Genomic DNA, 23,881 nt, shown 5'->3' with positions numbered 1-23,881 from the left:
CTACAGAAAGCTTATGAATGTTACGCTACCTCAAACCCCTCGCATGAGTTAGTATGTGTCTCACCTGCGACTTTATGAGCTTAGCTCCAAGTTTTACAGCGTTCAACGATCCTGGCAGGCAAAATACAGCTTTACCCCTGACGATACCAGCAAAAGCCCTCGTCAGCATAGCCCTTTCTCCTATCTCCTTGTAGCTGAGATACCTGAAAATTTCTCCAAAACCCTCTATCTCTTTTTCAATTAAAGGTTTCACTGCTTCAATCGTTACATCCTTCGGATTTAGACCAGTTCCTCCCGTAGTTATGACGACATCAACATCTCCTAACATATCCAAAACAGCTCTTCTAATTTCCATCACATCGTCTGGAATTAACATGTACGCTTTAGCATTAAACTCCTCGACAAGATACCTACCAGAGTCGTCATCTTCTGGAGGATTGCTCCGCATTCCGTGCCTTTCAAATCTTGAAGTTGAAATCGTTAGAACTCCAAAGTTAATATCGAAATCAACCTCGTGCATTAAAACCACCTGTCCAGAGTAAGCTGATCGCTTTTAATGGCTCTAAGCTTCTCTACAGCTTTTTCAACCCTCTCCCTACTGAAATCGTGCTCCTCACATAGAAACTCAATTATTCCATCGACATTGGGCTCCCTAAACTTTATCTCGTAATCATCTGTCACCGGAGGATTTAAGAAGAAGTTTCTTATCTCCTCTATGGGCTCCTCAACTTTAACCTTCAGAACCCTCAGAACCTTGAATATGTCTCCATAAGCCTTGACGTACTTGTAGGCCTTCTTAACACCTATCCCCTCAACCCCCTCGTTGTAGTCTGTTCCTACAAGTAAAGCTATATCAATTAGCTGTTCTCTAGTAATTCCAAGCTTTTTCAGGTTGTATTCTAAGTCTATCACCTCGGGTTTAACTTCGGTGTAAACGTTCTTTCCGGGCAACTTTCTCCTCCCAGTTATGGCCAAATTCCTTGCCAGTCTTGGCGAGCCGAAAAGAAGGGAATCGTAATCTTGCGAACCTGTGTAATCCGCATCACCCTTTCTAACTATGTATGCGGCCTGAGCTTCTCCCTCTGAGGGTGCCTGAACTATGGGAATTCCCATCAAATTCAAAAGCTTCTTAGAAGATTCGATAATATACTCATCAACTCTCACAGCTTGCTGTGCATACTTCCTCGCTTCAGCTATATCCAAAGCTGTTTTCCACTTGATCTCAGCTTCTTCCCTAATTTTTCTCCTTCTCTCAATCTCCTTCTTTTTGAACTCAGGCGGTTCTCCATCAAAAACAAATATCGGCTTTATTCCGACCTCCACCATATTTGAAACCCTATAAAGAATTCCTGAAAGGTGAGATGTTATCCTACCCTTTGAATCCATCAAAGGTGTTCCGTCAGGCTGTCTTATTGTCGCTAGGAACTGGTATAACGTGTTAAAGGCATCTATTGCAATCTTCTTTCCTGAAAAGTATTCTATCTCAACTTCTTCCCTCTTCAAGAGCTCTCCTATATCAGCGCCCATAATTAAAGTAATCGCAACGTATTTTTAACTTCTTGCAAAGCGAGTGCGATGTTTGAGAAGTACGAAAAGGCTGGAGATATACTTAAAAGGGTTAAAGAGGAGGTTGTAAAGCTCGTAGAACCCGGAGTTAAGCTCTTGGATATTGCAGAATTTGTTGAGAAGAGGATAGTTGAATTGGGTGGAAAGCCCGCATTTCCCTGTAATATATCTATCAACAGCGATGCAGCGCACTTCACACCAAAGAAAAATGATGAAAGAGTCTTCAGGGAAGGAGATGTCGTTAAAATAGATATAGGAGCTCATGTGGATGGTTACATAGCGGACACAGCTATAACAATCGATTTAGGAGATCATGAGGAACTTGTTGAGTGTGCAAAGAAGGCTTTGGAGAATGCTATAGAAGTTGTAGAGGCTGGTGTGAATACAGCAGAGATAAGTGCTGTAATAGAGGATACAATCAGAGAATTTGGATTTAATCCGGTTGTTAACTTAACTGGTCACGGATTGGAACCTTATATTGCTCATGCCCCACCCACAATATACAACGTGAGAGTAAAGAAGGGCGTTGAACTCAAGGAAGGGATGGTAATAGCCATAGAACCCTTCGCAACAGACGGTGTTGGAAGGGTTGCAGAGAGGAGTGAATGCGAGATATATTCTCTCGTAGCAGTTAAAAAGTTGAGGCTAAAGCAGGAAAGACAGTTCTTAGAGTATGTAATCAATGAATACAGGACACTCCCATTTGCAAAGCGCTGGGTAAATGTCTCCGATGTAATCCTTGCAAGACTGGTAAAGCAAGGAGTATTGAGAGCTTATCCCGTTTTGACCGAAGTTAGCGGTGGCTTGGTTTCCCAATTTGAGCATACGATTATAGTTGAGGAGGGTGGAGGGAGGGTTATAACTTGATAGCTGTGTTATCTGGTGGAACTGGAACTCCTAAACTCTTAAGAGGTTTGAAGGAGTTGGCAGATTTTGCGGTTATAGTTAATACGGCTGAAGATATTTGGATTTCTGGAAACAGAGTTAGTCCCGACATAGATTCCGTTCTTTACACTTTGGCGGGGATTATAGATGACGAGAAGTGGTGGGGGATTAAGGGAGACACTTTTAGAACTCACGAAATGCTCCTGAAGTTGGGTTGGGATGAGTTCATGGCTATAGGAGATTTGGATAGAGCTGTCCACATTTTCAGGTCTGAGCTTTTAAGGAAAGGTCTTACACTGACAGAAGCTACTAGAGAGCTTAGAAAGGCTCTGGGTGTTGAACAAGAGGTTTTACCCATGTGCGATGAAGATGTGGAGACGAGGATTGTAACAGATGAAGGTGATATGCACTTTCAGGAATTCTGGGTTAAGAGAAAGGGAAAACCGGAAGTCATTGATGTCTATTTTAGGGGTATAGAAAGGGCTAGGGCCACAAAAGATGTTTTAAGAGTTTTAAAATCATGCGATTTCGTTCTAATTGGTCCGAGCAACCCGATAACGAGTATAATGCCTATTTTTTCGATTAGGGGAGTCAAAAATTTCTTGATTGATAAAACCGTCATAGCGGTGTCTCCGATAGTCGGAAATGAAGCTGTTAGTGGTCCAGCTGGAAAGTTTATGAGGGCTAAGGGGTATGAAGTCTCACCTTTGGGTGTCGCTGATGTTTACAAAGATTTCTTGGATATTCTGGTAGTTGATGATGCTGACAGACATTTGATCGGTAAGTATGATGAAATAAAGGTGGTAGCAACGAACACGATCATGAAAACTGCTGAAGATTCTAAGAGGTTGGCGGAATTTATTCTAAATTTGGTTTGATCAGCAAACCCAGCCCCTCATCACCGCTCAGCAGGTACCGACTTCATCATCTCAAAGTTAAGCACTTCTGACAAAAAATATTCCTCAGACAGCCATCCTTTCCTCATAAATCAGAAGCTCACCAGCTTCATCATCGGTGTATTAAGTACTGCAAGCAAGTTTAATAAATTTTGCAAGCTGCTTTAAGGATAGTACTTGAACTCTGTAACTTCTCTAAACCTCTCGACATCCAATTTTCCTCTTTCACCCTTTAAAAGTTTCTCAAGTATGTTTATTGCACCCAAACGATTTAGAGGTTGGTTGTTGTTACCGCACTGATAGCTGTATGTACAACGTGGGCAACCATCAACTCTCTTGCATTCACAGTTTTTCAGAACTTCGTAGGCAATCTCGAAAGCTCTCTCAATCCTCTTGAACAGGAGTTTACTCAATCCACTTCCACCAATCGTTGCATCGTAGACGAATATGTCTCCTTCTGGCGTTGAAATCCCGCCCATGTATTGGCTACCTCCCCCCGTTAACGCATCGCTCGCTTCTATGAGCACATGCTCCAAGGCATGAAAGCTTCCGGCGTAGAAGTCCTCGTAATCCATGTAATCCGGCATTGGAGCTTTTAGAATAAATCCCTTTGTTGGGAATGAATAGCTTATCGGTTCTTCAAGCTCAACTACTCCCAACTTCTCTCTTGAAAAAACATCTCTGATTATGTATGCGTAGACTGTCATTGTGATTTCAAGGGTGCAGTATGCACAACCCTCCTTAACTTCTTCAACATTAACTATTCGTGGTATCGAAATGTAGAGAGGATCAGTAACCTCGTTTCCGTAGGGGTAATCTTCAAGAATGGCTTTTTTCTCCTTCAGATCGAGTTCAACACATCTGAGTCTCTCTCCGTTGTGGATTATTATGCTACCGGGGAAAAGCTCCTTTATGGCTATTGGAAGGTTTCTTTCACCTATGAACTTGTCTTCCTTAAACATCTTGATGTTTTCTCCAATACCCCTCATATTGAAACTCCTCAAAATTTCCTTGACGTTTGAAGAGACCATGTATATGTCTCCTATTTTCGTAACCAACCTTTTCTCCTCGAGTCTTTTGAGCACATTTCTCCACTCCTTCCTTATCTCTTCTTCCTCCAAAGGTTTCTCCAAGCACATCGAAAGTAGTTGATAAAACATGACCTCCTCATTCATCTTTTCAGCGTAGCAGTAGAAGTCGTCCTTGAAATAATCTTCAGGCTTAAGCCTGTAATAGTTGCTTATTGCATCGTCATCTCTCAAAAGCAAAATCCCTATACTCTCCTGCCCCATCCTCCCGGCTCTACCAACCCTCTGCAGAAACTGCGAGTAGCTCACCAATTCGGAGATGACAACATCGACATCTCCTATATCTATCCCAAGCTCGAGCGTCGGAGTGGCAACTACCGTTTTCACCTTTCCCTCTCTAAAAGCTTTTTCAACCTCCGTTCTAACATCTTTGGGTAATCCACCCTTGTGAATTGCAACGTTCAAGCCTTCTCTCTTCAAAATCCATCCGATTGTTTCGACTGTCTTGTAGGAATTGCCGAAGACCATGATCTTTCTGCCGTAAAGGGCTTTAACCAGATCCCTGACAGCTGAATAAAGTGAGTAAGTGTATCTCATGATGAAGTGCAGAGGGGATTTTCTGTGATCTCCCTTCACAACCTCAAATTCTCTCTCAAAAAGGTATTCAGCAAACCCCTTCGCATTTCCTATTGTTGCAGAAGCACAGGCTATCTGAAAATCGCTGAAGCGTTCGAGTCTCTTTATCAGATAGTGCATGTTAGATCCTAAAATCCCGACGTAGCTGTGCAACTCATCCACAGCTAAAAACACAAAATCTCTCGCCACTTTTCTGAACTCAGGAGTATTTCTCAGGTGGTAATCGATCATATCTGGATTTGTCAGGATTATATCAGCCTTACCACTCAAAACTTCTCTCTTCTCTTTCCAACTCGAATCCCCGTCAAATCTCACCACCTTCAAGCCTAGAGAGCTTGCGTAGAATTTTATCTTAAGCTCCTGATCCTTGGCTAAAGCCTTCGTGGGATAGAATATCACTCCTATTCCTTCCCTAGCAACTCTCTCTATCAAGGGAACCGCAAAAGCTTCAGTCTTTCCAAATCCAGTTGGGGCTGTTATCACCACATTTTTCTCATCTCTAATCTTTTTTATCGCTTCAAGCTGAAACGGGTAAAGCTTTACAATTCCCCTTTCTTTCAAGGCCTCCTCAAGAGGCTTAAGTATGTTAGCAGATTCAATGGGAATTGTCGGGTAAGGGTCTTTTGGCTGAAAGATTGTGTAATAGACTATCTCATCCTCACAGTCGAATATCGGCCTCAGATCCTCTCTGTCCCCAGCTACTCTCCTCAGTAATTCCAAGTTCCTTCTCCTCGTATCACTCTGACATACACATTTCTTCCTTAGCCTTCCACAGTGTGGGCAGAACAAATCCGAGTAATCCACCAAATCAGGTCTTAAACTCTGTTGAAAATATTTATCTTGTTGGACTTAAGTTGTGTTATGGAAGAACTCGCTAGGATGCTCGAAGGTAACGATGATGAAAAGTGGCTCGCCCTCTACAAGATGCAGAACATCGATTTTGAAAGTTTGAAACCTTACATACCCAAGGTAATCGAAATTCTGAAGGAGAAAAAACTTACGAGGCGTATAGCATTCGATCTACTGCTTAAGATAAGTCAAGAAAAGCCGGAAGTTCTCTTGGATTATGTCGAGGACTTTAAAAACTTGGTAGGAAACGATTTTGAATCCGTTTACGCTTCTATCATCCTAGGTAAGCTCTCTTTAAGGTACCCTGAAGTTGTGGATTCCGAAACGGTAAGTAGGATTGCCAATCTACTTGAAAGTGACGATATGAAAAGCTATGCTTTGCTTGCTCTGTCAGACATCGCCATCTCAAAGCCTAATGCCTTATCAAGTCTAATTCCTAAGCTCATCGAACTGATAAAAGATAGAAACTGGGAGGTAAGGTGGAATGCAGCAAAGGTTTTCTTGAACATGATTTCGAACGATTCGAGAATCGTGGAACCGTATTTGGACGATATAAGGAAGGTTGCAGAGAATGAAAAGCTCAAGCCGTCGATCAGGGTGGTTGCACACGTCATTCTGAACGAATTTGAGACGTTTCGAAGCTAATTCGATGCCAGAGAGAATAGATGGGAAAAATCTGATAAAATCTATTTAAGAATTAGATCTCTCACCTTAACGATCGGTGGCATTTCCCTCTTGTGTTTACTTCTCTCAACCATCTCTAAGACTTTTCTAACCTCATCTTTACTTACATCGAATTTCTCTGGTATCTCTTCAGGTTTGTAACCTCTCTCCAAAGCCTTTAAAACCGTGTCAAGTTTCACATACGTAATACCCATTTCCTCCTCATCCGTTTGTCCTATCCAGAGTCCAGCAGAGGGTGTTTTCTTAACTATCCTGTCTGGAACTCCCAAAAATTTGGCGAGTTCCCAGACTTCAGTCTTGTATAAATCCCCTATTGGCAGAAAGTCTACTCCTCCGTCACCATACTTCGTATTTCCACAGAATGTGAACTTCCCGTTTCTCTCGACAAGTAGATTGTGATACGGCGGAACATCTGGACACCAAACAATACCTCTATAGTAAACCTTCGATACCCTCTCTGGATAGATTGATGTAGTCTTTATCCTGTTGGCAACCGTTATTAGATATGATTCTTGACTTCTTATTATCTTTCCATTGTATTCAGCAATCCTTGGCCCTCTAACTGAAATTGTCGCGTGCATTCCCAACTTTGCACACAGTTCCACAATATCAAGTGCCAACTGACGTGAAATTGTTTGGTAATTCCGGTTATACCAGCCATCGCTGTCCATCAGACCTTTATAAAGCCAGAACAGCTTATCGGCAGGATACTTAAGCACCCATCTTGGTATTCTCTTGTTCTTGGCGTTGGTTCCACACTGTTTGAATATCTCATATAGAGCCTTCGAATTAATTCTGACAAAGTATTTGTAGGCTTTATACCTTATATTCAAAGTTTCTAAGGTATTTATTAGACTTTCACGAGCCTTATCACCCTTTGGAATTGAAAAGTATACTGAATATGCCTTATACTTCACAGGCCTCTCACATCTGTATTTGTCAGGACTAATGAATTTGCCACATTCATCCCTAAATTTCAAGAATTCTGAATGGCTAAGTGTTGTCTTTCTCATTGCTTCAACCTCGTAAGTTGTGCATGTGCCATCACCTATGTAAAGACCCATTAGGTAGAAGAATGCTTCAGTTGGCATACGCTCTGGCAAGACATTTGCGTTGTGATACAAACAGCTTTGATCAATGAACTTCGATAGCTCGATGTAGTCTGAGTCCGTATATCCATCCCAAGGAGTAGGTATTGGTATACTGTGTCTCTTGTTTAGAAATTCAACTGCCTGTGTAAATACGAGCTTTCCACTTCTGTTCACAATAAGCATTCTATGGTTTGGTGTTACGAGCAAATCCGTTCTCTTACCCTTTATGCTAATCATTTCACCGTCGTAGTTAAAGGTGTAGACATCTTTAACTGGAACCTCTTCAATTTTACCAGTATTTGGGTTGAGTGAAAATACTATATCTCCTGGCTTTAACTCCTTATATGTCTTTAATCCTTCGGTAGTTAGCACCCTTGTCTTCTCATCGTAGCAGAAATATCCAACCATAAGCTCGCTCTTATTTCCTGTTCCCGCGACAAGGTAGTTAAGGCTGTTTGCGTAGAAGTAGTTTATAATCATCCTAATTCTTGGCCTCACGTTTGCCTTTGCCATATCGGTTCCGTCTTCGAGGTTGTTCAAGAACGCATCGACCATCGGGTTTATCTCAATATATTTGTATTTAATTCCCAAAATCCTGCAGACCTCTAAAGCATCTTCAATATCTTCCTCCCTCGTAACTCCCCTTTCTGGCATTATCAGACCTAAAACTCTATCACTCCCTAAAGCTCTCACGCAGAGAAAAGCTGTTGTAGCACTGTCAACTCCGCCACTTATTCCTACAACGACTCCCCTTGCGTTGGACGATTCTACGTAATCTCTTATGAAATTGACAATTCTATCAACAACCTTCTCCCACATAGGCAAAAAATAGGCTAAATTTCTTTAAAATTCTAACCCTATTTCTGATTTTCTGACCTTTTAGAACGCATAAGCCCGCTTACAAACTTGAATGGGGTAAGCCAATTTGTATAGAAAATCAGTCGCAGGAAATTTCATCACGAATCAGTGCGACCGAAACTCATCATCATAAAATAACGTTAATGGGTTTTATAAGGTTTGGCCAAATCACTCGTTTTGAACAACAAAGCCTTGAAGATGTTTGTATTAAAAACACTCCTAAAGACTTAAATATCCTTCATAAGGCTTTGGGTTATGGCGAGAAAACCAGCGAGGATGTGGAGGAGGTTGGAAAGACCTTACACGAGAAAGGAGTACATTGACGGAGCACCGGGAACTAGAATAAGAATGTTTGAAATGGGTAACAAATCTGCAGATTTCCCTGTCATGCTCACACTCGTAGCTGAAGAAGGTGTTCAGATCAGGGATACGGCACTGGAAGCTGCGAGACTTGCAGCGGGCAAGTATCTTTCAAAGACAATAGGTTCTATGAACTTCAAGCTTAAGATAAGACAGTATCCACATCACGTCTTGAGAGAGCACAAGATGGCTGTTGGTGCTGGAGCAGACAGAATATCACAGGGTATGAGGAGGGCTTTCGGTAAGCCTGTAGGACTTGCCGTTCAGGCGTATCCGGGAGACAAGATTCTCAGCGTCTGGGTTAAGCCCGAACACTTTGAATACGCTAAAGAGGCTTTGAAGAGAGCGAATCAAAAACTACCAACTCCAACGAAGATAATAGTTGAAAAGGGCGCTGAACTTCTTAAGGGTAAGATCTGATTCTGATCTCCTTAAAATTTAATTTTCTTGTTTATAAAAGCTACATGCTCCACCTCTGAGCTTGAACTCGTTAATTTTACCCTCCCTACGTAAGGGTAGTCGTCTTCTATAAATTCTGGACAAGCCTCGCCAACACATATATCGTAGTCCTTCCAAGGGAATCTGCAGATGTTTCTTTCATCATTCCACCAGTAACACCTCATTGGATCGCCTCTTTGTAGTCATCACAACAATAATCATCGTGAAATTGAAAGTATTTATAATTTTTGCTTTCACCAAGCGCTAACTATTTCAACATACAACACTACCGCTTCTGTGTTAATAGCTGTAACAGTTTACGGTAAGGATAAGAAGGGGATAATCTACGCTATTTCAAATGTTTTAGCCGATGCTGGCATAAATATCGTAGATATCGAGCAAAAAGTTCTACATGGCTTCTTCTTAATGTATGTAGTTGCGGATTGCTCAAAAACCAATCTAAGTTTTGAGGAAATTAGGGATAGGTTGATTAAGGAGGGTAAGAGGCTCGGAATGAGTGTTAATGTTTCAAAGTTTGAGAGAACTGAAAGCAAGAGAAAAAACCTCTATGTTATAACCGTTTTGGGTAACGATAGGGTTGGGATAGTTAGGGACATATCGAAAATTCTACTCGATCATGGCGTGAATATTGAAAGCACTAGTTTGATAGCTAGAGACAAATTGATATCGATAGAATTTGTTGTTGATATTGGTGAAGCTGATCCAGAAGCTCTGAAGAAGAGTCTGAAAAAGGCTGTAGAATCTATTAATTTAGATATAGTCATTCAGCCTTATCATGAGTTTGAAAGGGAGAAGAGGCTTATAGTCTTCGATATGGATTCAACGCTAGTTGATGCCGAAATAATCGATGAAATAGCGAAATACGCGGGAGTTGAGGAAGAGGTCAAGAAAATTACTGAAAAAGCTATGAGAGGTGAAATAGACTTCAAGACAGCTTTAATCGAGAGGGTAAAACTTCTGAAGGGTTTACCAGTTGAAGTTTTGGAAAAGATTTACGAGAACGTGAAGCTGACTGAGGGTGCAAGAGAGCTAATTCAAGCTTTGAAGAAGGCCGGATATAAGGTTGCGGTTGTTAGCGGTGGATTCACCTATTTCACGAATAGGCTTAAGGAGGAGCTCGGACTGGATTACGCATTCGGGAATGATCTTGAGATAAAGGATGGGAAGCTGACTGGTAGGTTGAAGGGGAGGATAATTGATGCCGAGGAGAAGGCAAGAATAATAGAGGAGATTGCTAATAGGGAGGGAATCAGCAAGGAGAATGTCGTGGCGGTTGGAGACGGTGCTAATGACAGGATAATGATAGAGAACGCTGGCTTGGGCATAGCATTCAATGCTAAAGAGGTTTTGAAGGAGGTTGCGGATGGAACTATATCCAAAGAGAACCTGATTGGCTTGGCTTGCGTTTTGGGTTTATTCAAAAAGAACAAAACTTTTAAAGACTTATAACACCCGTCTATCAATGGTCTATGACGCAGTTTCAGCTTTGTTGGGCTTGGTAGCTGTTGCACTTTCAGCCGTAACCTATTCATCTCTCGGCTCAAGTATAGATGCAAGGTTAATCAGTCCCGAGGATCTAATCGTATTCATATTCTTGCTTTTTCATCGTCGCCTTGTATAAGGGAGCGACAGGCATATTGGCAATGCTCCACCTTGCCGATCCGATATATCACACATTCTACGGCCTTATTTTCCTGTACATCGTAGAATCAATCATAATGATTCGAAATGATTCGAATACTTCAACTGTTGAAGCTGGTTGGGGCTTTAAAAATTGGCAAAAAGACATTCGAGTTCTTGATATACATCATAGTCATACATCTCGTAGTGAAGGAGATTGATACGTCTTTAAACATATACATACTCGAAGAATTTTCACAAGCTGTTTTCATTATTCTCGTTGCCGTTATAACGTTGATCGGTTCGGGTTTGGGAGCTTATCTGATCAAAGTCCATAGGGATTTAATGAGACTCGTTGAAGCTGTAGATGTCATACCTGCCGTGAAGACTGCATGCTTCTCCTTTGCCCTCTTCGGCCTTTACGGAATTCACAGATTAACTCATGAAGTACCTCACGTCTGTCCCCTCTTAGTCTTTGCAGTTCTTGCTTCACTCGTGACGGGATTTCAACTACTTCATGAGCTGAACGAGAAGTACTTAAAACTGCTCAGAAGGTACAGCCATATATAACAGCTTCAACATCAACAGCTTCAGCCCTCCTCACAATCCCAAACAAAGGATTCTTACACTTGTACAAGTTGTTCCTCTTGTTGAACAAGACGAGCATGGGCGTCAACCCGAAAATTTCGAATCCCCTAATGCAAGCTCTGAAGATTTCAAAATCTTTTCCCAAGAGATAGCTTGCAAAGTGCATCTCTTCAAGCATTGAAGGACTGCAAACCATTGCATTATCCGTCCCCAAAAGCCAGAGATCGTATTCAGATAGTATTTTGTAGTTCTTCAAATTTAGCAGACCGAAGAATGCGTTGGATCGAATGCAAGAAACTATCGGGATTTCCATGTCCATAGCCCTCTTCAAGTTTTTCTCACCCGCCATATTCATGTGTACAAGTAACTCTGGCTCCAAAGCCAATGCTTTTTCAACGTCATCATCATCTTTCTCCCCAGCATGAATTGCAAAGATTTTTCCGTGCCTTTTGGCAATTTCTCTCAACTCTTCCAAAAACGTGTAGTCGTGATCCCTTACGGAGCTCATCCCAAATCCGAAGGATTTTTCAATGAGTATCTCGGCTTCCTCTAAATTGGAAGGTCTTGTCAAAGCTAAAACTTCAAAATCCTTGATTATGTTGTATCCTCTAACCCCCATCTCGGTAAAGTTCAGGATTGCCGTTGTCCCGCTTTTCTTTGCTACTTCAACAGAATTTCCTACACACTCCTTTATCTCATCATCGCTTGTAGAACTCAAAGCCTTAAACTTAAACTCTCCAACAGCTTTAACGAGATCAATTCGAGGAATATCCTTAGCTACTGAATCTAAGAGGTGTGCGTGAGCGTTAAAAAAAGAGGGAGTTGCTATGAACTCAGCTTTTACATCACGCTCTTCAAAGTATCCGTCTTTGTGAATTATCCCCTTTAAAATCTCTCCCTGAGGTGTGATCAGCTCAACAGGATACATCCCTCATCCGCCTGACTTACCAATTTGGAATACCTTGCCAAAAATCCTTTGTGCTTTATCTCCTTCGGCTTCCACCTTTCCCTTCTCTCCTTTAATTCATCCTTATCGACTTTGAGCTCAAGTTTTCTGTTGGGTATGTCTATGCTTATCACATCACCGTCTTCAACGAGGGCTATGTTTCCCCCGACAAAAGCTTCTGGAGAAACGTGACCTATACACGGCCCCCTTGTAGCTCCGCTGAACCTCCCATCGGTTATCAATGCAACCCTTCTGAGCCCCATACCAGCTATGGTTGCTGTAGGCAAGAGCATCTCTGGCATCCCTCTTGCTTTTGGTCCCATGTACCTTATAACCACTACATCTCCTTCCTCAACCTCGTTATTCAGAATTGATTTCAAAGCTTCCTGCTCAGAATCGTAAACTTTCGCGTAACCTTCAAATTTCAGCATATCTTCCTCAACAGCAGAAGTTTTAACAACTGCTCCTTTCTCAGCCAAGTTTCCTTTTAGTATAGCTATGCCTCCTTCACTCCTTATCGGCTCTTCCAAGCTCCTGATTATGTCTCTCCCCCTAACGAACGCTCTTTCAGCAATCTCGTATATGCTTAATCCACTTACAGTCATCTCATCGTTCAGAATATCCTTAGCCTTCTTTAGTAGCATTGGTACTCCTCCACTTTCATCGAAGTCAGCTATGGTATACTCGCTCGCGGGATCGATTGAAACTATGTGCGGAGTTCTCCTACTTATTTCATCGAAAATGTCCAAGCTGAGCTTAACACCTCCCTCCCTCGCAATCGCTGGAAGGTGTAGAACTGTGTTTGTTGATCCTCCCATGAGCATGTCCACTACAATCGCATTTTCGAATGACCCTTCTGTAACGAAGTCTAATGGCTTCACATCATTTTTTACGAGCTCTACTACCTTCCTGCCACTCTCTTTAGCAATTCTGAGCTTTCTCGAACTTACAGCCGGAGAAGTCGAGCAGTATGGAAGGCAGAGACCCAAAACTTCTGTCAAAATCTGCATGGAGTTCGCGGTGTATAATCCCTGACAGCTTCCGAAGTAAGGTGCGGAGAAATCCTCGTAGAGCTTGTAGGTCTTTTCATCTATTTTTCCAGCTTTATATAACCCAGCAGATTCGAAAGCAGTCTTTATGGTTGCTGGCTTTTCTCCAACCCTCTCAGCCAACATCGGTCCACCACACACGACTATCGAAGGTATGTTCAACCTCAAAACGGCCATCAACATACCGGGAATTATCTTATCGCATGCACCCACAACTACGAGCCCATCGAATCTGTGTGCTTCGACCATTGCCTCGATGCTGTCCGCTATGAGCTCTCTCGTAGGTAGGGAATAGCACATGCCTTCGTGACCCATTGCAATTCCATCGCAAACTCCTATGACTCCAAACTCGAAAGGAACACCTCCAGCTGAGTATATACCCTCTTTCACAGCTTGAACTATCTTGTCTAAATTCGCATGTCCCGGAACTATCGTGCTGTAAGCGTTTGCAATACCTATGAACGGCTTATCGAAGTCTTCTTCGGTCACACCCAAGGCTTTTAGCAGAGCCCTGTGAGCACATTTATCTATACCCCTCTTTATTGCATCACTTCTCATTTCATCACCTCATGAGCATAAATCCTATTAAGCTCATTGCGTATGCGATCGCTAGGGGAATTGCAACACATACAATCGCTTTGCTCGTTTCAATTCTTCTCGCATGCTTCAGAGCGAAGACAAGTATGTATGCCTGCCACAGAGTAGTTGCCAAACTCAAGATCAGAGTTGGTAATGTGGGTGTAATGCTCCAGTAGTAGTAGTTGAGAGGGGAGAGAACAATCTGCGGTAAGAATGAAAAGGATGTATATTGGAGTGTGCGCGATAAATTCCCTTTGCCCCCGAAGAGAGCTGATATTGCGTGAATTATCAAGCTTAAAAGAATCCAGCCGACGAACGCACCTATTAACGGGGAGATTATAGATTGAATTCTTGCAATCTCTATGATGGCTTCTATCTGTTCTTGAGTTAGCGTATGCGAAAAATTCTCCACTATTTCTCTGGCTGTTTCTGAAAATCTAAGGTAGCTAACAATTGCCCCTACTATACCGCTAAGAAGAACGATGATTACTGGAACTTTAAAACCTCCCTTAAAATCTCTGAAGAAACTATCTGGGTCGTAAAGTACGCGAAGCATGTGGTTCCCTTCGACTACTTATTATTAAGACTTCCGATCTATCTCATAAATCTCGAGTCTCCCTTTTACCCTACCAGTTCTCAAGTAATTCTTTAAGGCGGAAATCTTATCGCAATAGGGGGGACAGTTAAGAATACCCATTTTTTCACATCTATCCTTGTTAGAACATTCGAGAACGTGAAATCTGTTTCCAGTAACACAGATAACTGCGTGACTATTCCTAGTTTTTACAAGAAACTTAGCGCAACAGCTCTGTTTCGTAGTTATCATAACAATAATCACTATGATCAAAGACAAATTTAAACTTTTTGAACAGAGAATGTTATTCCTCACCGAACACTATTTCGGATACTGAAAAACGCAAGTTAATCGTGCTGTTGAAAAGGAAAAGATTACAACATTTCTCAACTTTTTTATATTCTCGCGTATTGGTTTCGAAAACGTATGCGCATCTACGCTACTACAACCCCGGGCTTGGAGGATGTGTCTGCCAATGAGATAGAGTTGCTCGGTGGAAAAGTAGAAGAAGTTAGGTTCGGGAAGGGTAGGGTTTTTCTTACTGGTGATTTGGAGCTCGTTGCAAAGCTGAACTATCTGGCAAGAACTCTGGAGAGGGTTATGATTCTTTTGAGAGTTGAGAAGTTCGAAAAGTTGGATGACATATATCGAATAGTTAAGGAGATCGACTTCAGCTTTATAAAGCCTAATCAGAGCTTTGCTATAAGACCTTTAAGGGTCGGAAACCACGATTTCACATCTTTGGATGTTGGCAGAGTTGCTGGACAAGCGGTCATAGACAGCTATATGGAAAGTGGGGGGGTAAGGTTGAAAGTTAATTTGGATGAGCCAGATGTTATAATAAGGGTTGATGTTATAAACGATGAAGTTTACGTCGGCTTGGATACCACCGGAGATATTGCCCTGCACAGAAGAGGCTATAGAGTTTACGACCATCCAGCACCTCTCAATCCAGCAATTGCATCGGCCCTCGTCATGTTATCGGGATGGAAATGCGATGAAATTCTCTTAGATCCGATGTGCGGTAGCGGTACTATTTTAATTGAGTCCGCTATGATGGGCAGAAACATACCTCCTCAGAAGCTTAGAGATGATTTCCAGTTCGTAAAAATTTGGGGTAAGGAAATTCTCGAAGACGTTAAGAAATATGTAACAGAGAGTGACGTTGATTTAAATCTCGTAGGTATTGAGAGGTTTAGAAAGCATTTGAAAGGAGCAAAGATTAACTCTGAAGTGGCTGGAGTTGCAGATACGATCGATTACGTTCAAGGAGACGCCACAAAATTGTGCTTAAAAACTGCCGATGTGGTGGTGACAAATCCACCATACGGATTGAGAATAGCGAGGAAAGGGATGATAGAAGAACTTTACGAAGGTTTTCTTAGATCCGCTAAGGGTATCGTAGATAGAATAGTCGTGATAACTGCCGAGTATAGGATATTGAAAGAGAAGGCTGAAGCCTTGGGATATGTTATAGAAGAAGAAAGATTGGTTAAGTACGGAGGCTTAGATACTAAGGTCTTCGTATTGAGATAGCCTGTTTCTTATCAAATCGAATGTCATGTAATCTATTAGGTACGATAGCTTTTCCTTTGCTTCACAATCTTCGAAGTATTCCAGAGCGCTTCTGCTTCTGTTTGCGTAATCTCTTATGAGCTCTAAAATTACATCAACAGTTCTTTCGCCGTATCTTCCCTCATATATCATCGGTAGAGTAATCGATTCAACCTCAGAGGACTTTTCGACGTAGGAATTCATGTATTCTAAGAGGTCGTCGACGAGCTGATATGCTATCCCCAGATTTAACCCGTATTCGAACATCTTCTCCCAAGCCTTTTCATCATCACAAACGACCATCGCAGAGTTCTTGGCTCCGTAAGCGAAGAGTGAAGCAGTTTTGAACGTTATACACTTGAAATAGGTATCTTCTGTAAATCTCTCGTAGGGACTGTAAACATCTAGAACTTCTCCTTCAGACATCATCATTCCTGTCTTTGCAAACTCTTTAATGATCTGGCTGGGATACTTTGAAACAAGCTCAACAGACTTGGAAATTAACCAATCTCCGACTAGAATGGCTAGGGATATATCGTACTCGACGTGCAAAGCTTTGACATTCCTTCTCATAACTCCCCTGTCTATTATGTCGTCGTGAACCAAGCTGGCTGTGTGAATTAGCTCAACCGCTAGAGCCATGTCCATGACATCTTTGTAATCACCACCGCAGAGCTTTGCACTCAGGAGAACTATTAATGGGCGAGTTCTCTTCCCACCGGCGCTTATGACATGCTTTAGAGCCTTCTTTACCTTCGGTATAGTATTTACGCTGTTTACCAACCTTTCAAGTTCATTGTTGATTAACCTGTACTCTTGCCAGCTTTCTATCATGTTAACTCCCTTTTTTTGCTTTTCTTCAAAAGCCTTTTAAATTTACCGCTTTAATAGAAATTTGGTGGTAGCATGGGTGTTTTGTGGTTGGATGAAGTAGATAAAGATGACGTTCCTTTGGTCGGAGGAAAGGGAGCAAACTTGGGCGAGCTCCTTCGATTGGGAATTCCAGTGCCTGAGGGTTTTGTAGTAGATGCCAACACGTTTAAACAGTTCATCGAGAGCACAGGGTTGAAAAATAAAATTATGGAAATACTTGACAGCGTTGACATAAACAACATGAGCGAGCTTGAAGAAGCTTCAAAGAAGATTAGGGAGATGATAGAAAAAACTCCAATGCCGAAGGAGATAGAGGAGGAAATTAAAAAGGCTTACAGGCAGTTGTGTGAAGAGGTTGGGGAAGAGGTTTACGTAGCTGTAAGGAGTTCAGCAACCGCTGAAGACCTTCCCAGTGCAAGCTTTGCTGGTCAACAGGAGACTTATCTCAACGTTAAAGGAGAGGATGAGGTAGTTGATAAGGTTAAGAAGTGCTGGAGTTCTCTCTACACTCCGAGGGCAATATTTTACAGAGTTCAGCAAGGGTTCAGGCATGAGGATGTTAGTATAGCTGTGGTCGTTCAAAAGATGGTTAACAGTGAGAAAAGCGGTGTAATGTTTACATCTCATCCAGTTACTGGCGAAAAAATAGCTATAATTGAAGCGGTCTTTGGTTTGGGTGAGGCAATTGTTAGCGGTGCGGTAACACCAGATCACTACGAATACGACAGAGTTCAAAGGAAGCTGATCAAGGTGCAAGTTGCATATAAGAAGTTTATGCTCACAAAAAAGGGTGGAAAGACTGTGAAAGTTGAACTTGGAGAAAAGGGGAAGGAGAGAGTTCTGAGCGATCAGGAAATTGACGAACTTGTAAAGTTGGGAGAGATTATCGAAGACCACTACGGTTATCCGCAGGATGTTGAATGGGCTATAGAGAGAGGCAAGATTTACATACTTCAGTCTCGTCCGATCACGACTATTAAAGGCAAGGTCGAAGTTGAGGAAGTGGAGGAGGGGGAGATTCTCGTCGAAGGCTTGGGTGCTTCACCGGGAATTGGAATAGGTAAGGTTAAGATTGTTCTTAGCCCGGATGAAATAAACAAGGTCGTAGAGGGAGACGTGCTCGTTACAACGATGACTACTCCCGATATGGTTCCAGCGATGAGGAAAGCATCGGCAATTGTGACGGATGAAGGAGGTCTCACATGCCACGCAGCGATAGTTTCGAGGGAGCTTGGAATTCCAGCAGTCGTTGGAACTGGAAATGCCACGAAAGTTTTGAAGGAGGGTATGATAGTCACGGTTGACGGAGAGAAGGGCATAGTTTACAAAGGTGCTTTGAAGGAGAAGAAGGAGGAGAAAAAAGTTGTTGCGGTCGCACCTCAGATAATTACAGCTACAGAGGTTAAAGTGAATCTTTCGATTCCTGACGTTGCTGAGAAGGTTGCGAAGGAGACCAATGCAGATGGAGTCGGACTTTTCAGGATTGAGCATATGATATTAGGCCTGAAGAAGCATCCGATGAAGTACATAAAGGACGGAGAGATTGATGCGTACATAGAGGAGCTTTATAAAGGAATGAAGAAGGTCGTCAAGGCATTCTATCCGAAACCAGTTTGGATAAGAACGCTGGATGCTCCCACGGATGAATTTAGATCGATGGAGGGTGGGGAGGAGGAGCCCATTGAATCTAACCCTATGTTGGGATTCAGAGGGATTAGAAGAGATTTGAAGGAGGAAATGCACTTCAGAGCGGAGATGAGAGCTATAAAAAGGTTGATAGACGAGGGATACACAAACGTTGGAATAATGTTGCCTCTGGTTACAAGAGTTGAAGAGGTAAAGAGGGCAAAGGAGATTGCAAAAGAAGAGGGAATACCATTGGATAAGATAGATTTCGGAATAATGGTTGAGACTCCAGCATCCGCTCTGATAATAGAGGATATAATAAAGGAGTGTGGAATAACGTTTGTAAGCTTTGGAACCAACGATTTAACCCAATATACCTTAGCAGTTGACAGGAATAACGAGCATGTGGCCTATCTTTACGACGAAAAGCATCCTGCGGTGCTTAAACTCATAGAGCACGTCATAAAGGTTTGCAAGAATTACGGTGTTAAGACTTCGATATGTGGTCAGGCTGGGAGCGATCCCAAATTTGCAGAAATATTGGTCAGAATGGGAATCGACTCAATTTCAGCTAATCCAGATGCAGTACAAAAGGTCAGAGAAGTTGTCGCAAGAATAGAAAAGAAACTGATACTCGAAAAAATCAGGAATTTATAACCCTTGTAATGTACCTCATTGCAACCCTTATATTTTCTCTTTCCTTTACGATTATCGGGATGGATAGCGCTATATAGATGATACTTAGAATGTATCTAGTCTCAATGCTTTCGTATACAAACTGAGCGAGAAATAATGTTAGGAGCGCTAAAGCTTCCCAGAGGTTTATTCTTAGATTTGAAATTATTGCCAATCCAAATAGGGATTGAGATGCTGTGAGAAGTATCTCCTCCCTTTGCCTAGCATCCAACGGTAGAGGTGAAGGAGTTAGAAGAGCCATGCTGTAAACTATAGGTAAACAGCCTATCAGAAGTGTCCATTGGTTGACCTTTGACGATATAAGAGCGTTCATACCCGCTGTAATTCTCATCCTTCTGACCAGATACATTGCCACTACAAACTCGGGAGATTCGCTTGCTAGGGGTGCGACCCACTGAACCATTAAAAATTCGTCTAAGCCGAAAGACTTTGCAGTTCCTATCAAAGCTTCAGCAAAAGCTTCAACACTTATGAATATTACAAAAGCTGAGAAAAACAAGAGCGTAACAATGATAATCCTTCTAATCTTCTCGGGGAAGCTCGCAAGATATTTCGGAACCCCTTCAAGCTCGAACTCCTCCCTGTACGCTTTTGTGGCGAGGTATATGTAAAGGAAAAAGAGTGATATGAGGATGAGGCCATCTACCGGATGAATGTTTCCCTTCAAGGGTATCGTGAAGCAGTAGAGTGTTGCCAGAAGCAGAATGAACGTTTCGAGCCTTAACCCCTCATCGAGTTCTACTTCTCCCTTTCTCAATTTCATCATAGCAGTCAACGCAACCAAACTCCAGCCTACACCTAGAAGAAGTCTGTTTGCTCCAGTCATATTGGCAGTTGCGTAGTGTGTGTAGGCTCCTCCTACCTTTCCAGCCATCCAAGCGAAGTAAACGTCCACAGCATATTCTGGCAGAACTGCTAGAAGCGCAACTACAGCTAAGCTTAGGGAGCGGGGAATATCAATCTCAGCAGTTTCGGCTGACCAAGAGATTAAAAATGCAGATGAGATCACTGCTGAGCCCGATATTAAAGCTGTTACGTGCGGGGGGTAGTGAATTTGATAGATGTAGGAGAATATCCAAGGAAAGGTGAAGGTTATTGCGGTAAAAATCATCATCTTCTCCCTTTGCATTGCCTGCAATAAGTTTCGGATTAATTAATTTTTAGGGATCCTGATTGTAAAGATCGTGCCAGAGGGGGAATTATCTTTGACGAATATTGAACCGTTATACCTTTCAACTAACTTTTTGACTATAAAAAGGCCTAAGCCGGTGCTGTTCGATGTCGAGAAACTTTTTCGGATATTCTTTACCTTTATCTCGTTTGGAATTCCTTTTCCGTAATCTATAACATCTACCTCAACAAAGTTTTCAAGACATCTAATCCTAAAGTCTATCCTACTGCTCTTTCCATGCTTTATGGCATTCTTGTATTCTCTCATGACTTATTCAATCACTTTTCGAATGTTCATTTCTTTAGGTTTGTAATCCACAAATATTCAAAAGCCGCAGAGAGTCGCTCAACGACTTAATCTCTCTAAAGGAGTTATTGACATCTTTCAAAACACCCTCGCGATTGTTGCTACTGTTATTGATTACGCTGTAAAAACCGTAAATAAAACTTTCTATATCAAAAATCATATCTTTTTAGGAGTTCCCCTACTTTTTTAGATTCTACCCACCCTTTATCAAGATCTTCGAGTAATCTTTCAATTCTTTTAACTTGCTCAACAATTTTTTCGTAATATTCATCGTGCTTTATCTCTGCAATACCTTGTATGACTGTGAGTGGATTTCTTATTTGATCTATCAGTGTAGCTATTTTTTCTGTATTCTCTTCAACCCTTCTCAAAGCCTCTTTGATTGCTCTCCTTCGCTTTAGCGATACTAATGTAAATCCTATGTCTTTTGCTAGTGTCTTCAGAATTGCCATCTCATCTCCTTCAATGTCATCCGCTTCAAGAGATAGGAATCCCAGAACCTCTCCTTCACCTACTATGGGGAATGCGTAAACATCATCCTTAATGGTTCTGCCGTTCGTAGAGTACAATCTAGCCTTTTCCCCATTCAAAACCCAAAGTTTAACGTTTTTGTATACCCTCGAAAGAAGATCTACTACTCCTTTTAGAAGATCATCATCATTCTTTGCTCTTACCATTAGCTCGTTTATGCTGTTAACAGTCCTTAATATTCTATTTGTTTTCTCAAGCTCCATCTCATACTTCTTTCTCCTTGTAATGTCTCTCGCCACTACTAAGATATACCTCTTTCCTTCTATATCGATCGGTGTCGATCTTATTTCAAATACCTTTAGAGATCCATCCTTTGCGAAAATCTTCTCTTCGACTGGTGGAAGACTTTTACCTGTTTTTATCATTGTTTCAATTCTTTCTCTTGCGAGATCTGCGGATTCTGGATGGATAAATTCGAAGATACTCCTACCTAGAACCTCCTCCTTTGTGTATCCGAGAGATTCAACAGCAGAATTCACAAAGGCAATCTTATCACCATCATGAAGAATTACAAGATCAGGAAGATTCTCTGTCAGAGATCTGTACAATCTCTCCTTTTCCTCTAACGCTTTTCTAAATTTGTCCAACTCAAATTCTCTCCTTTTCTTCTCAATTGCAGACAAAGCTACAGCGGGAATTCTGGAGTAGTAGTCACCCAATCTGAAAACGTAGTAATCGACACCTTCTTTCAAAGCGTGAGAAATGTATCTCTCGTCGCCTCTATTTAGGATCACGACTATCGGTAGATAAGGATAGGATACTCTCAAATCTTTAACAGCCTTCAATCCACAGAGTATCTCTATACCCACTATGAGGCAGTCGGCTAACTTCGCAAGTTTGTAAACCTCCTCACAACTCTCACATTCAATTATCTCGCAATCAAATTCCGATTCTATCCTTTCAGCTATTCTACTTCTTTCGAAAGAATTCTGAGTAGCTATTACGAACCTCACTAAAAATCCAACCTTCTTTGATAGATATAACATTTACTTCCCAAGATGAAATTGCATCCTTAGGAGATGTCTAAAATTAAGATAGGTTCTTATGTCGAAAGAAGTCTTTCCGCTTATGAAAAAGATTCTCGTGATGAGCGGTAAGGGTGGAGTGGGCAAAAGTACCGTAGCTGTAAACTTGGCTTTTGCTCTGGCAAAGAAGGGATACAAGGTTGGTCTTTTGGACGCGGATATCCATGGTCCTACAGTTCCAAAGCTGGTTGGAATAGAGGAAGTTAAGGGCTTAGAAGTCGAGGGTAATAAGATTAAGCCGATTGAAGTAAACGGCGTTAAAGTCATATCTATAGGATTTTTCCTTCCTTCAAAGGATACTCCAGTCGTTTGGAGGGGACCTATGAAGCACAAGTTCTTGGAGCAGATATCGAACGATGTAAATTGGGGTGATATAGACTTCTTGGTCATAGACTGCCCGCCGGGAACTGGAGATGAGGTTATAAGCCTTACACAGCTTCTAAATCCAGAGATTGCCGTAATTGTTACCACACCTCAGAGTGTAGCTTTGGAAGATGTAAGAAAGGCTGTGAACTTTGCAAAGAAGGCGAACATGAAAGTTTTTGTTGTTGAGAACATGAGCGGTTTCAGATGTCCTCACTGTGGAAATGTGGTTTACATATTTGGAAAGGGTGGCGGAGAGCAGTTGGCTAAGGAGTTTGGTATTAAGTTCTTGGGAGCGGTGCCTTTGGATGAGAAGGTAATGGAGAGTGGTGAAAAAGGATCGCCATTTGTAAAGGAGGAGAGTGAGACTTCAAAGGCCTTCATGGAGATTGTAGATAAGCTGATTAAGGAAATATGAAGGTCGATTTGCACATCCATTCAATTTATTCGGATGGAGTAGCGACGATCGATCAGATAGCAAGAAGGGCTAAAGAAAGAGGACTGAAAGTAATAGCAATAGTCGATCATTCTGTAGAGCATAGGAGGGGCATTACTGAAGAGAAGCTGAAGAAAAGACAGATGGAAATCGAGAGAGCTAAGGACGTTTACGGTATAGAGATTCTAAGCGGGATAGAGTGTGGAATACTGCCCGATGGTGAGATCGCCTTACCAAATTTTGAATTCGACATAGTCATAGCATCCATCCACGATATTATGAGAACTGAAGAGTATTACTACAGGATAAAGGAGTGTTTGAAGAAGAATGGAGACAGAATTCACGTTTTGGGACATCTTCACTCTGAAATGTTCAACTGCGGAAGGGACTTTACTCAGGATGTGGAGATAATAGATCTCCTATTGGAGTACGACGTCGCTCTGGAAATAAACTCTCTTCATCACGCACCCCTCATAGATTTTCTGGACATGTGCTCAAATAAGCCCATGAAGTACTCGATTGGAAGCGATGCTCACAGCGTTGAGAGAGTTGGCGATGTTGATTGGTGTTTCGAGATGGCAAGGAGATTTTTGAAGAGGGGTAAGCTCATCCTCAACAATATATAGCCTGAG

24 protein-coding genes are annotated in these 23,881 nt (G+C 41.9%); 11 read left to right on the top strand and 13 right to left on the bottom strand.

Features of this window, described 5'->3' with window-relative positions:
* Nucleotides 1–25 precede the first annotated feature (25 nt).
* Together ARCPR_RS07390 and fen are read right to left on the bottom strand one after the other, a co-directional pair.
* Nucleotides 26–520, bottom strand: a complete 495-nt coding sequence (locus ARCPR_RS07390) for a MogA/MoaB family molybdenum cofactor biosynthesis protein (RefSeq protein ID WP_012940857.1) — start codon at nucleotides 518–520, stop codon at nucleotides 26–28.
* Nucleotides 520–1,527 (bottom strand): flap endonuclease-1, encoded by a 1,008-nt coding sequence (gene fen, locus ARCPR_RS07385; protein ID WP_012940856.1) that lies wholly within the window; start codon nucleotides 1,525–1,527, stop codon nucleotides 520–522. Before fen ends, ARCPR_RS07390 begins: the two co-directional genes overlap by 1 nt.
* Nucleotides 1,528–1,575: 48 nt before the next feature.
* On the opposite strand from fen, the gene map reads away from it, so the two are divergent.
* On the top strand, nucleotides 1,576–2,433 hold the full coding sequence (gene map / locus ARCPR_RS07380) for a type II methionyl aminopeptidase (protein WP_012940855.1): 858 nt from the start codon (nucleotides 1,576–1,578) through the stop codon (nucleotides 2,431–2,433).
* Complete coding sequence (cofD, locus tag ARCPR_RS07375) at nucleotides 2,433–3,329, top strand: 2-phospho-L-lactate transferase (protein ID WP_048084923.1); 897 nt, start codon at nucleotides 2,433–2,435, stop codon at nucleotides 3,327–3,329. The genes map and cofD overlap by 1 nt, the downstream gene beginning before the upstream one ends.
* Before the next feature lie 182 nt (nucleotides 3,330–3,511).
* On the opposite strand, the gene ARCPR_RS07370 is transcribed toward cofD, so the two are convergent.
* On the bottom strand, nucleotides 3,512–5,815 hold the full coding sequence (locus tag ARCPR_RS07370; protein ID WP_012940853.1) for a DEAD/DEAH box helicase: 2,304 nt from the start codon (nucleotides 5,813–5,815) through the stop codon (nucleotides 3,512–3,514).
* A 57-nt stretch (nucleotides 5,816–5,872) separates the two neighbouring features.
* On the opposite strand from ARCPR_RS07370, the gene ARCPR_RS07365 reads away from it, so the two are divergent.
* A complete protein-coding gene (locus ARCPR_RS07365; RefSeq protein ID WP_012940852.1) occupies nucleotides 5,873–6,505 on the top strand; it encodes a HEAT repeat domain-containing protein in 633 nt (210 codons plus the stop codon).
* 41 nt (nucleotides 6,506–6,546) lie between these two features.
* Here the strand turns inward: ARCPR_RS07365 and nadE are convergent, their stop codons facing one another.
* Entirely contained in the window at nucleotides 6,547–8,454 is a 1,908-nt protein-coding gene (gene nadE / locus ARCPR_RS10025) for an NAD(+) synthase (RefSeq protein ID WP_012940851.1), read from the bottom strand.
* 294 nt (nucleotides 8,455–8,748) lie between these two features.
* Between nadE and rplJ the strand changes: the two genes are divergently transcribed.
* Nucleotides 8,749–9,273, top strand: coding sequence for a 50S ribosomal protein L16 (rplJ, locus tag ARCPR_RS07350; RefSeq protein ID WP_012940850.1), 525 nt, complete (start codon nucleotides 8,749–8,751; stop codon nucleotides 9,271–9,273).
* Between the two features lie 11 nt (nucleotides 9,274–9,284).
* Here the strand turns inward: rplJ and ARCPR_RS07345 are convergent, their stop codons facing one another.
* On the bottom strand, nucleotides 9,285–9,476 hold the full coding sequence (locus ARCPR_RS07345) for a hypothetical protein (RefSeq protein ID WP_012940849.1): 192 nt from the start codon (nucleotides 9,474–9,476) through the stop codon (nucleotides 9,285–9,287).
* 112 nt (nucleotides 9,477–9,588) lie between these two features.
* On the opposite strand from ARCPR_RS07345, the gene serB reads away from it, so the two are divergent.
* The 3 genes from serB to ARCPR_RS10015 all read left to right on the top strand — a co-directional run bounded on the left by serB (nucleotide 9,589) and on the right by ARCPR_RS10015 (nucleotide 11,502).
* On the top strand, nucleotides 9,589–10,761 hold the full coding sequence (gene serB, locus ARCPR_RS07340) for a phosphoserine phosphatase SerB (protein WP_012940848.1): 1,173 nt from the start codon (nucleotides 9,589–9,591) through the stop codon (nucleotides 10,759–10,761).
* Nucleotides 10,762–10,774: 13 nt separating this feature from the next.
* Nucleotides 10,775–10,933 (top strand): hypothetical protein, encoded by a 159-nt coding sequence (locus tag ARCPR_RS10020; RefSeq protein WP_012940847.1) that lies wholly within the window; start codon nucleotides 10,775–10,777, stop codon nucleotides 10,931–10,933.
* Nucleotides 10,934–11,061: 128 nt separating this feature from the next.
* Nucleotides 11,062–11,502 carry a hypothetical protein gene (locus ARCPR_RS10015; protein WP_048084549.1) on the top strand — a complete coding sequence of 147 codons (441 nt, stop codon included), beginning with the start codon at nucleotides 11,062–11,064 and terminating at the stop codon, nucleotides 11,500–11,502.
* On the opposite strand, the gene ARCPR_RS07330 is transcribed toward ARCPR_RS10015, so the two are convergent.
* Genes ARCPR_RS07330 through ARCPR_RS07315 form a run of 4 tightly spaced genes read right to left on the bottom strand, consistent with a single transcriptional unit; the run spans nucleotide 11,480 to nucleotide 14,920 of the window.
* The gene (locus ARCPR_RS07330) at nucleotides 11,480–12,448 is read right to left on the bottom strand and encodes an amidohydrolase family protein (protein ID WP_012940845.1); all 969 of its coding nucleotides are present in this window, start codon (nucleotides 12,446–12,448) and stop codon (nucleotides 11,480–11,482) included. The two genes, ARCPR_RS10015 and ARCPR_RS07330, sit on opposite strands and share 23 nt — an antisense overlap.
* Nucleotides 12,430–14,073, bottom strand: coding sequence for a dihydroxy-acid dehydratase (ilvD, locus tag ARCPR_RS07325; protein WP_012940844.1), 1,644 nt, complete (start codon nucleotides 14,071–14,073; stop codon nucleotides 12,430–12,432). Before ilvD ends, ARCPR_RS07330 begins: the two co-directional genes overlap by 19 nt.
* 4 nt (nucleotides 14,074–14,077) lie before the next feature.
* The gene (locus tag ARCPR_RS07320; protein WP_012940843.1) at nucleotides 14,078–14,650 is read right to left on the bottom strand and encodes a YIP1 family protein; all 573 of its coding nucleotides are present in this window, start codon (nucleotides 14,648–14,650) and stop codon (nucleotides 14,078–14,080) included.
* 24 nt (nucleotides 14,651–14,674) lie between these two features.
* Nucleotides 14,675–14,920, bottom strand: a complete 246-nt coding sequence (locus ARCPR_RS07315; protein ID WP_012940842.1) for a hypothetical protein — start codon at nucleotides 14,918–14,920, stop codon at nucleotides 14,675–14,677.
* A 174-nt stretch (nucleotides 14,921–15,094) separates the two neighbouring features.
* On the opposite strand from ARCPR_RS07315, the gene trm14 reads away from it, so the two are divergent.
* Nucleotides 15,095–16,204 carry a tRNA (guanine(6)-N2)-methyltransferase gene (gene trm14 / locus ARCPR_RS07310; protein WP_012940841.1) on the top strand — a complete coding sequence of 370 codons (1,110 nt, stop codon included), beginning with the start codon at nucleotides 15,095–15,097 and terminating at the stop codon, nucleotides 16,202–16,204.
* On the opposite strand, the gene ARCPR_RS07305 is transcribed toward trm14, so the two are convergent.
* Complete coding sequence (locus tag ARCPR_RS07305; protein ID WP_012940840.1) at nucleotides 16,175–17,056, bottom strand: polyprenyl synthetase family protein; 882 nt, start codon at nucleotides 17,054–17,056, stop codon at nucleotides 16,175–16,177. The two genes, trm14 and ARCPR_RS07305, sit on opposite strands and share 30 nt — an antisense overlap.
* 72 nt (nucleotides 17,057–17,128) lie before the next feature.
* Between ARCPR_RS07305 and ppsA the strand changes: the two genes are divergently transcribed.
* Nucleotides 17,129–19,378: a pyruvate, water dikinase gene (gene ppsA / locus ARCPR_RS07300; protein WP_012940839.1), complete on the top strand. Its 2,250-nt coding sequence runs from the start codon at nucleotides 17,129–17,131 to the stop codon at nucleotides 19,376–19,378.
* Here ppsA and ARCPR_RS07295 read toward each other — a convergent pair.
* The 3 genes from ARCPR_RS07295 to ARCPR_RS07285 form a co-directional block, all read right to left on the bottom strand.
* The gene (locus tag ARCPR_RS07295) at nucleotides 19,365–20,546 is read right to left on the bottom strand and encodes a sodium:calcium antiporter (protein WP_012940838.1); all 1,182 of its coding nucleotides are present in this window, start codon (nucleotides 20,544–20,546) and stop codon (nucleotides 19,365–19,367) included. The genes ppsA and ARCPR_RS07295 overlap by 14 nt on opposite strands.
* 24 nt (nucleotides 20,547–20,570) lie before the next feature.
* On the bottom strand, nucleotides 20,571–20,855 hold the full coding sequence (locus tag ARCPR_RS07290; protein ID WP_048084547.1) for a sensor histidine kinase: 285 nt from the start codon (nucleotides 20,853–20,855) through the stop codon (nucleotides 20,571–20,573).
* Nucleotides 20,856–21,043: 188 nt separating this feature from the next.
* On the bottom strand, nucleotides 21,044–22,378 hold the full coding sequence (locus tag ARCPR_RS07285; protein WP_187286408.1) for a PAS domain S-box protein: 1,335 nt from the start codon (nucleotides 22,376–22,378) through the stop codon (nucleotides 21,044–21,046).
* Between the two features lie 115 nt (nucleotides 22,379–22,493).
* On the opposite strand from ARCPR_RS07285, the gene ARCPR_RS07280 reads away from it, so the two are divergent.
* Entirely contained in the window at nucleotides 22,494–23,231 is a 738-nt protein-coding gene (locus ARCPR_RS07280; protein WP_245526128.1) for an Mrp/NBP35 family ATP-binding protein, read from the top strand.
* The gene (locus ARCPR_RS07275) at nucleotides 23,228–23,875 is read left to right on the top strand and encodes a PHP domain-containing protein (protein WP_012940835.1); all 648 of its coding nucleotides are present in this window, start codon (nucleotides 23,228–23,230) and stop codon (nucleotides 23,873–23,875) included. The genes ARCPR_RS07280 and ARCPR_RS07275 overlap by 4 nt, the downstream gene beginning before the upstream one ends.
* Nucleotides 23,876–23,881: the final 6 nt, after the last annotated feature.

Origin of the sequence: Archaeoglobus profundus DSM 5631, from assembly GCF_000025285.1 — an archaeon.
Taxonomy (GTDB): domain Archaea; phylum Halobacteriota; class Archaeoglobi; order Archaeoglobales; family Archaeoglobaceae; genus Archaeoglobus_B; species Archaeoglobus_B profundus.
Note: the sequence above shows the minus strand (reverse complement) of the source record. Positions and strands in the feature narration are given on the sequence as shown.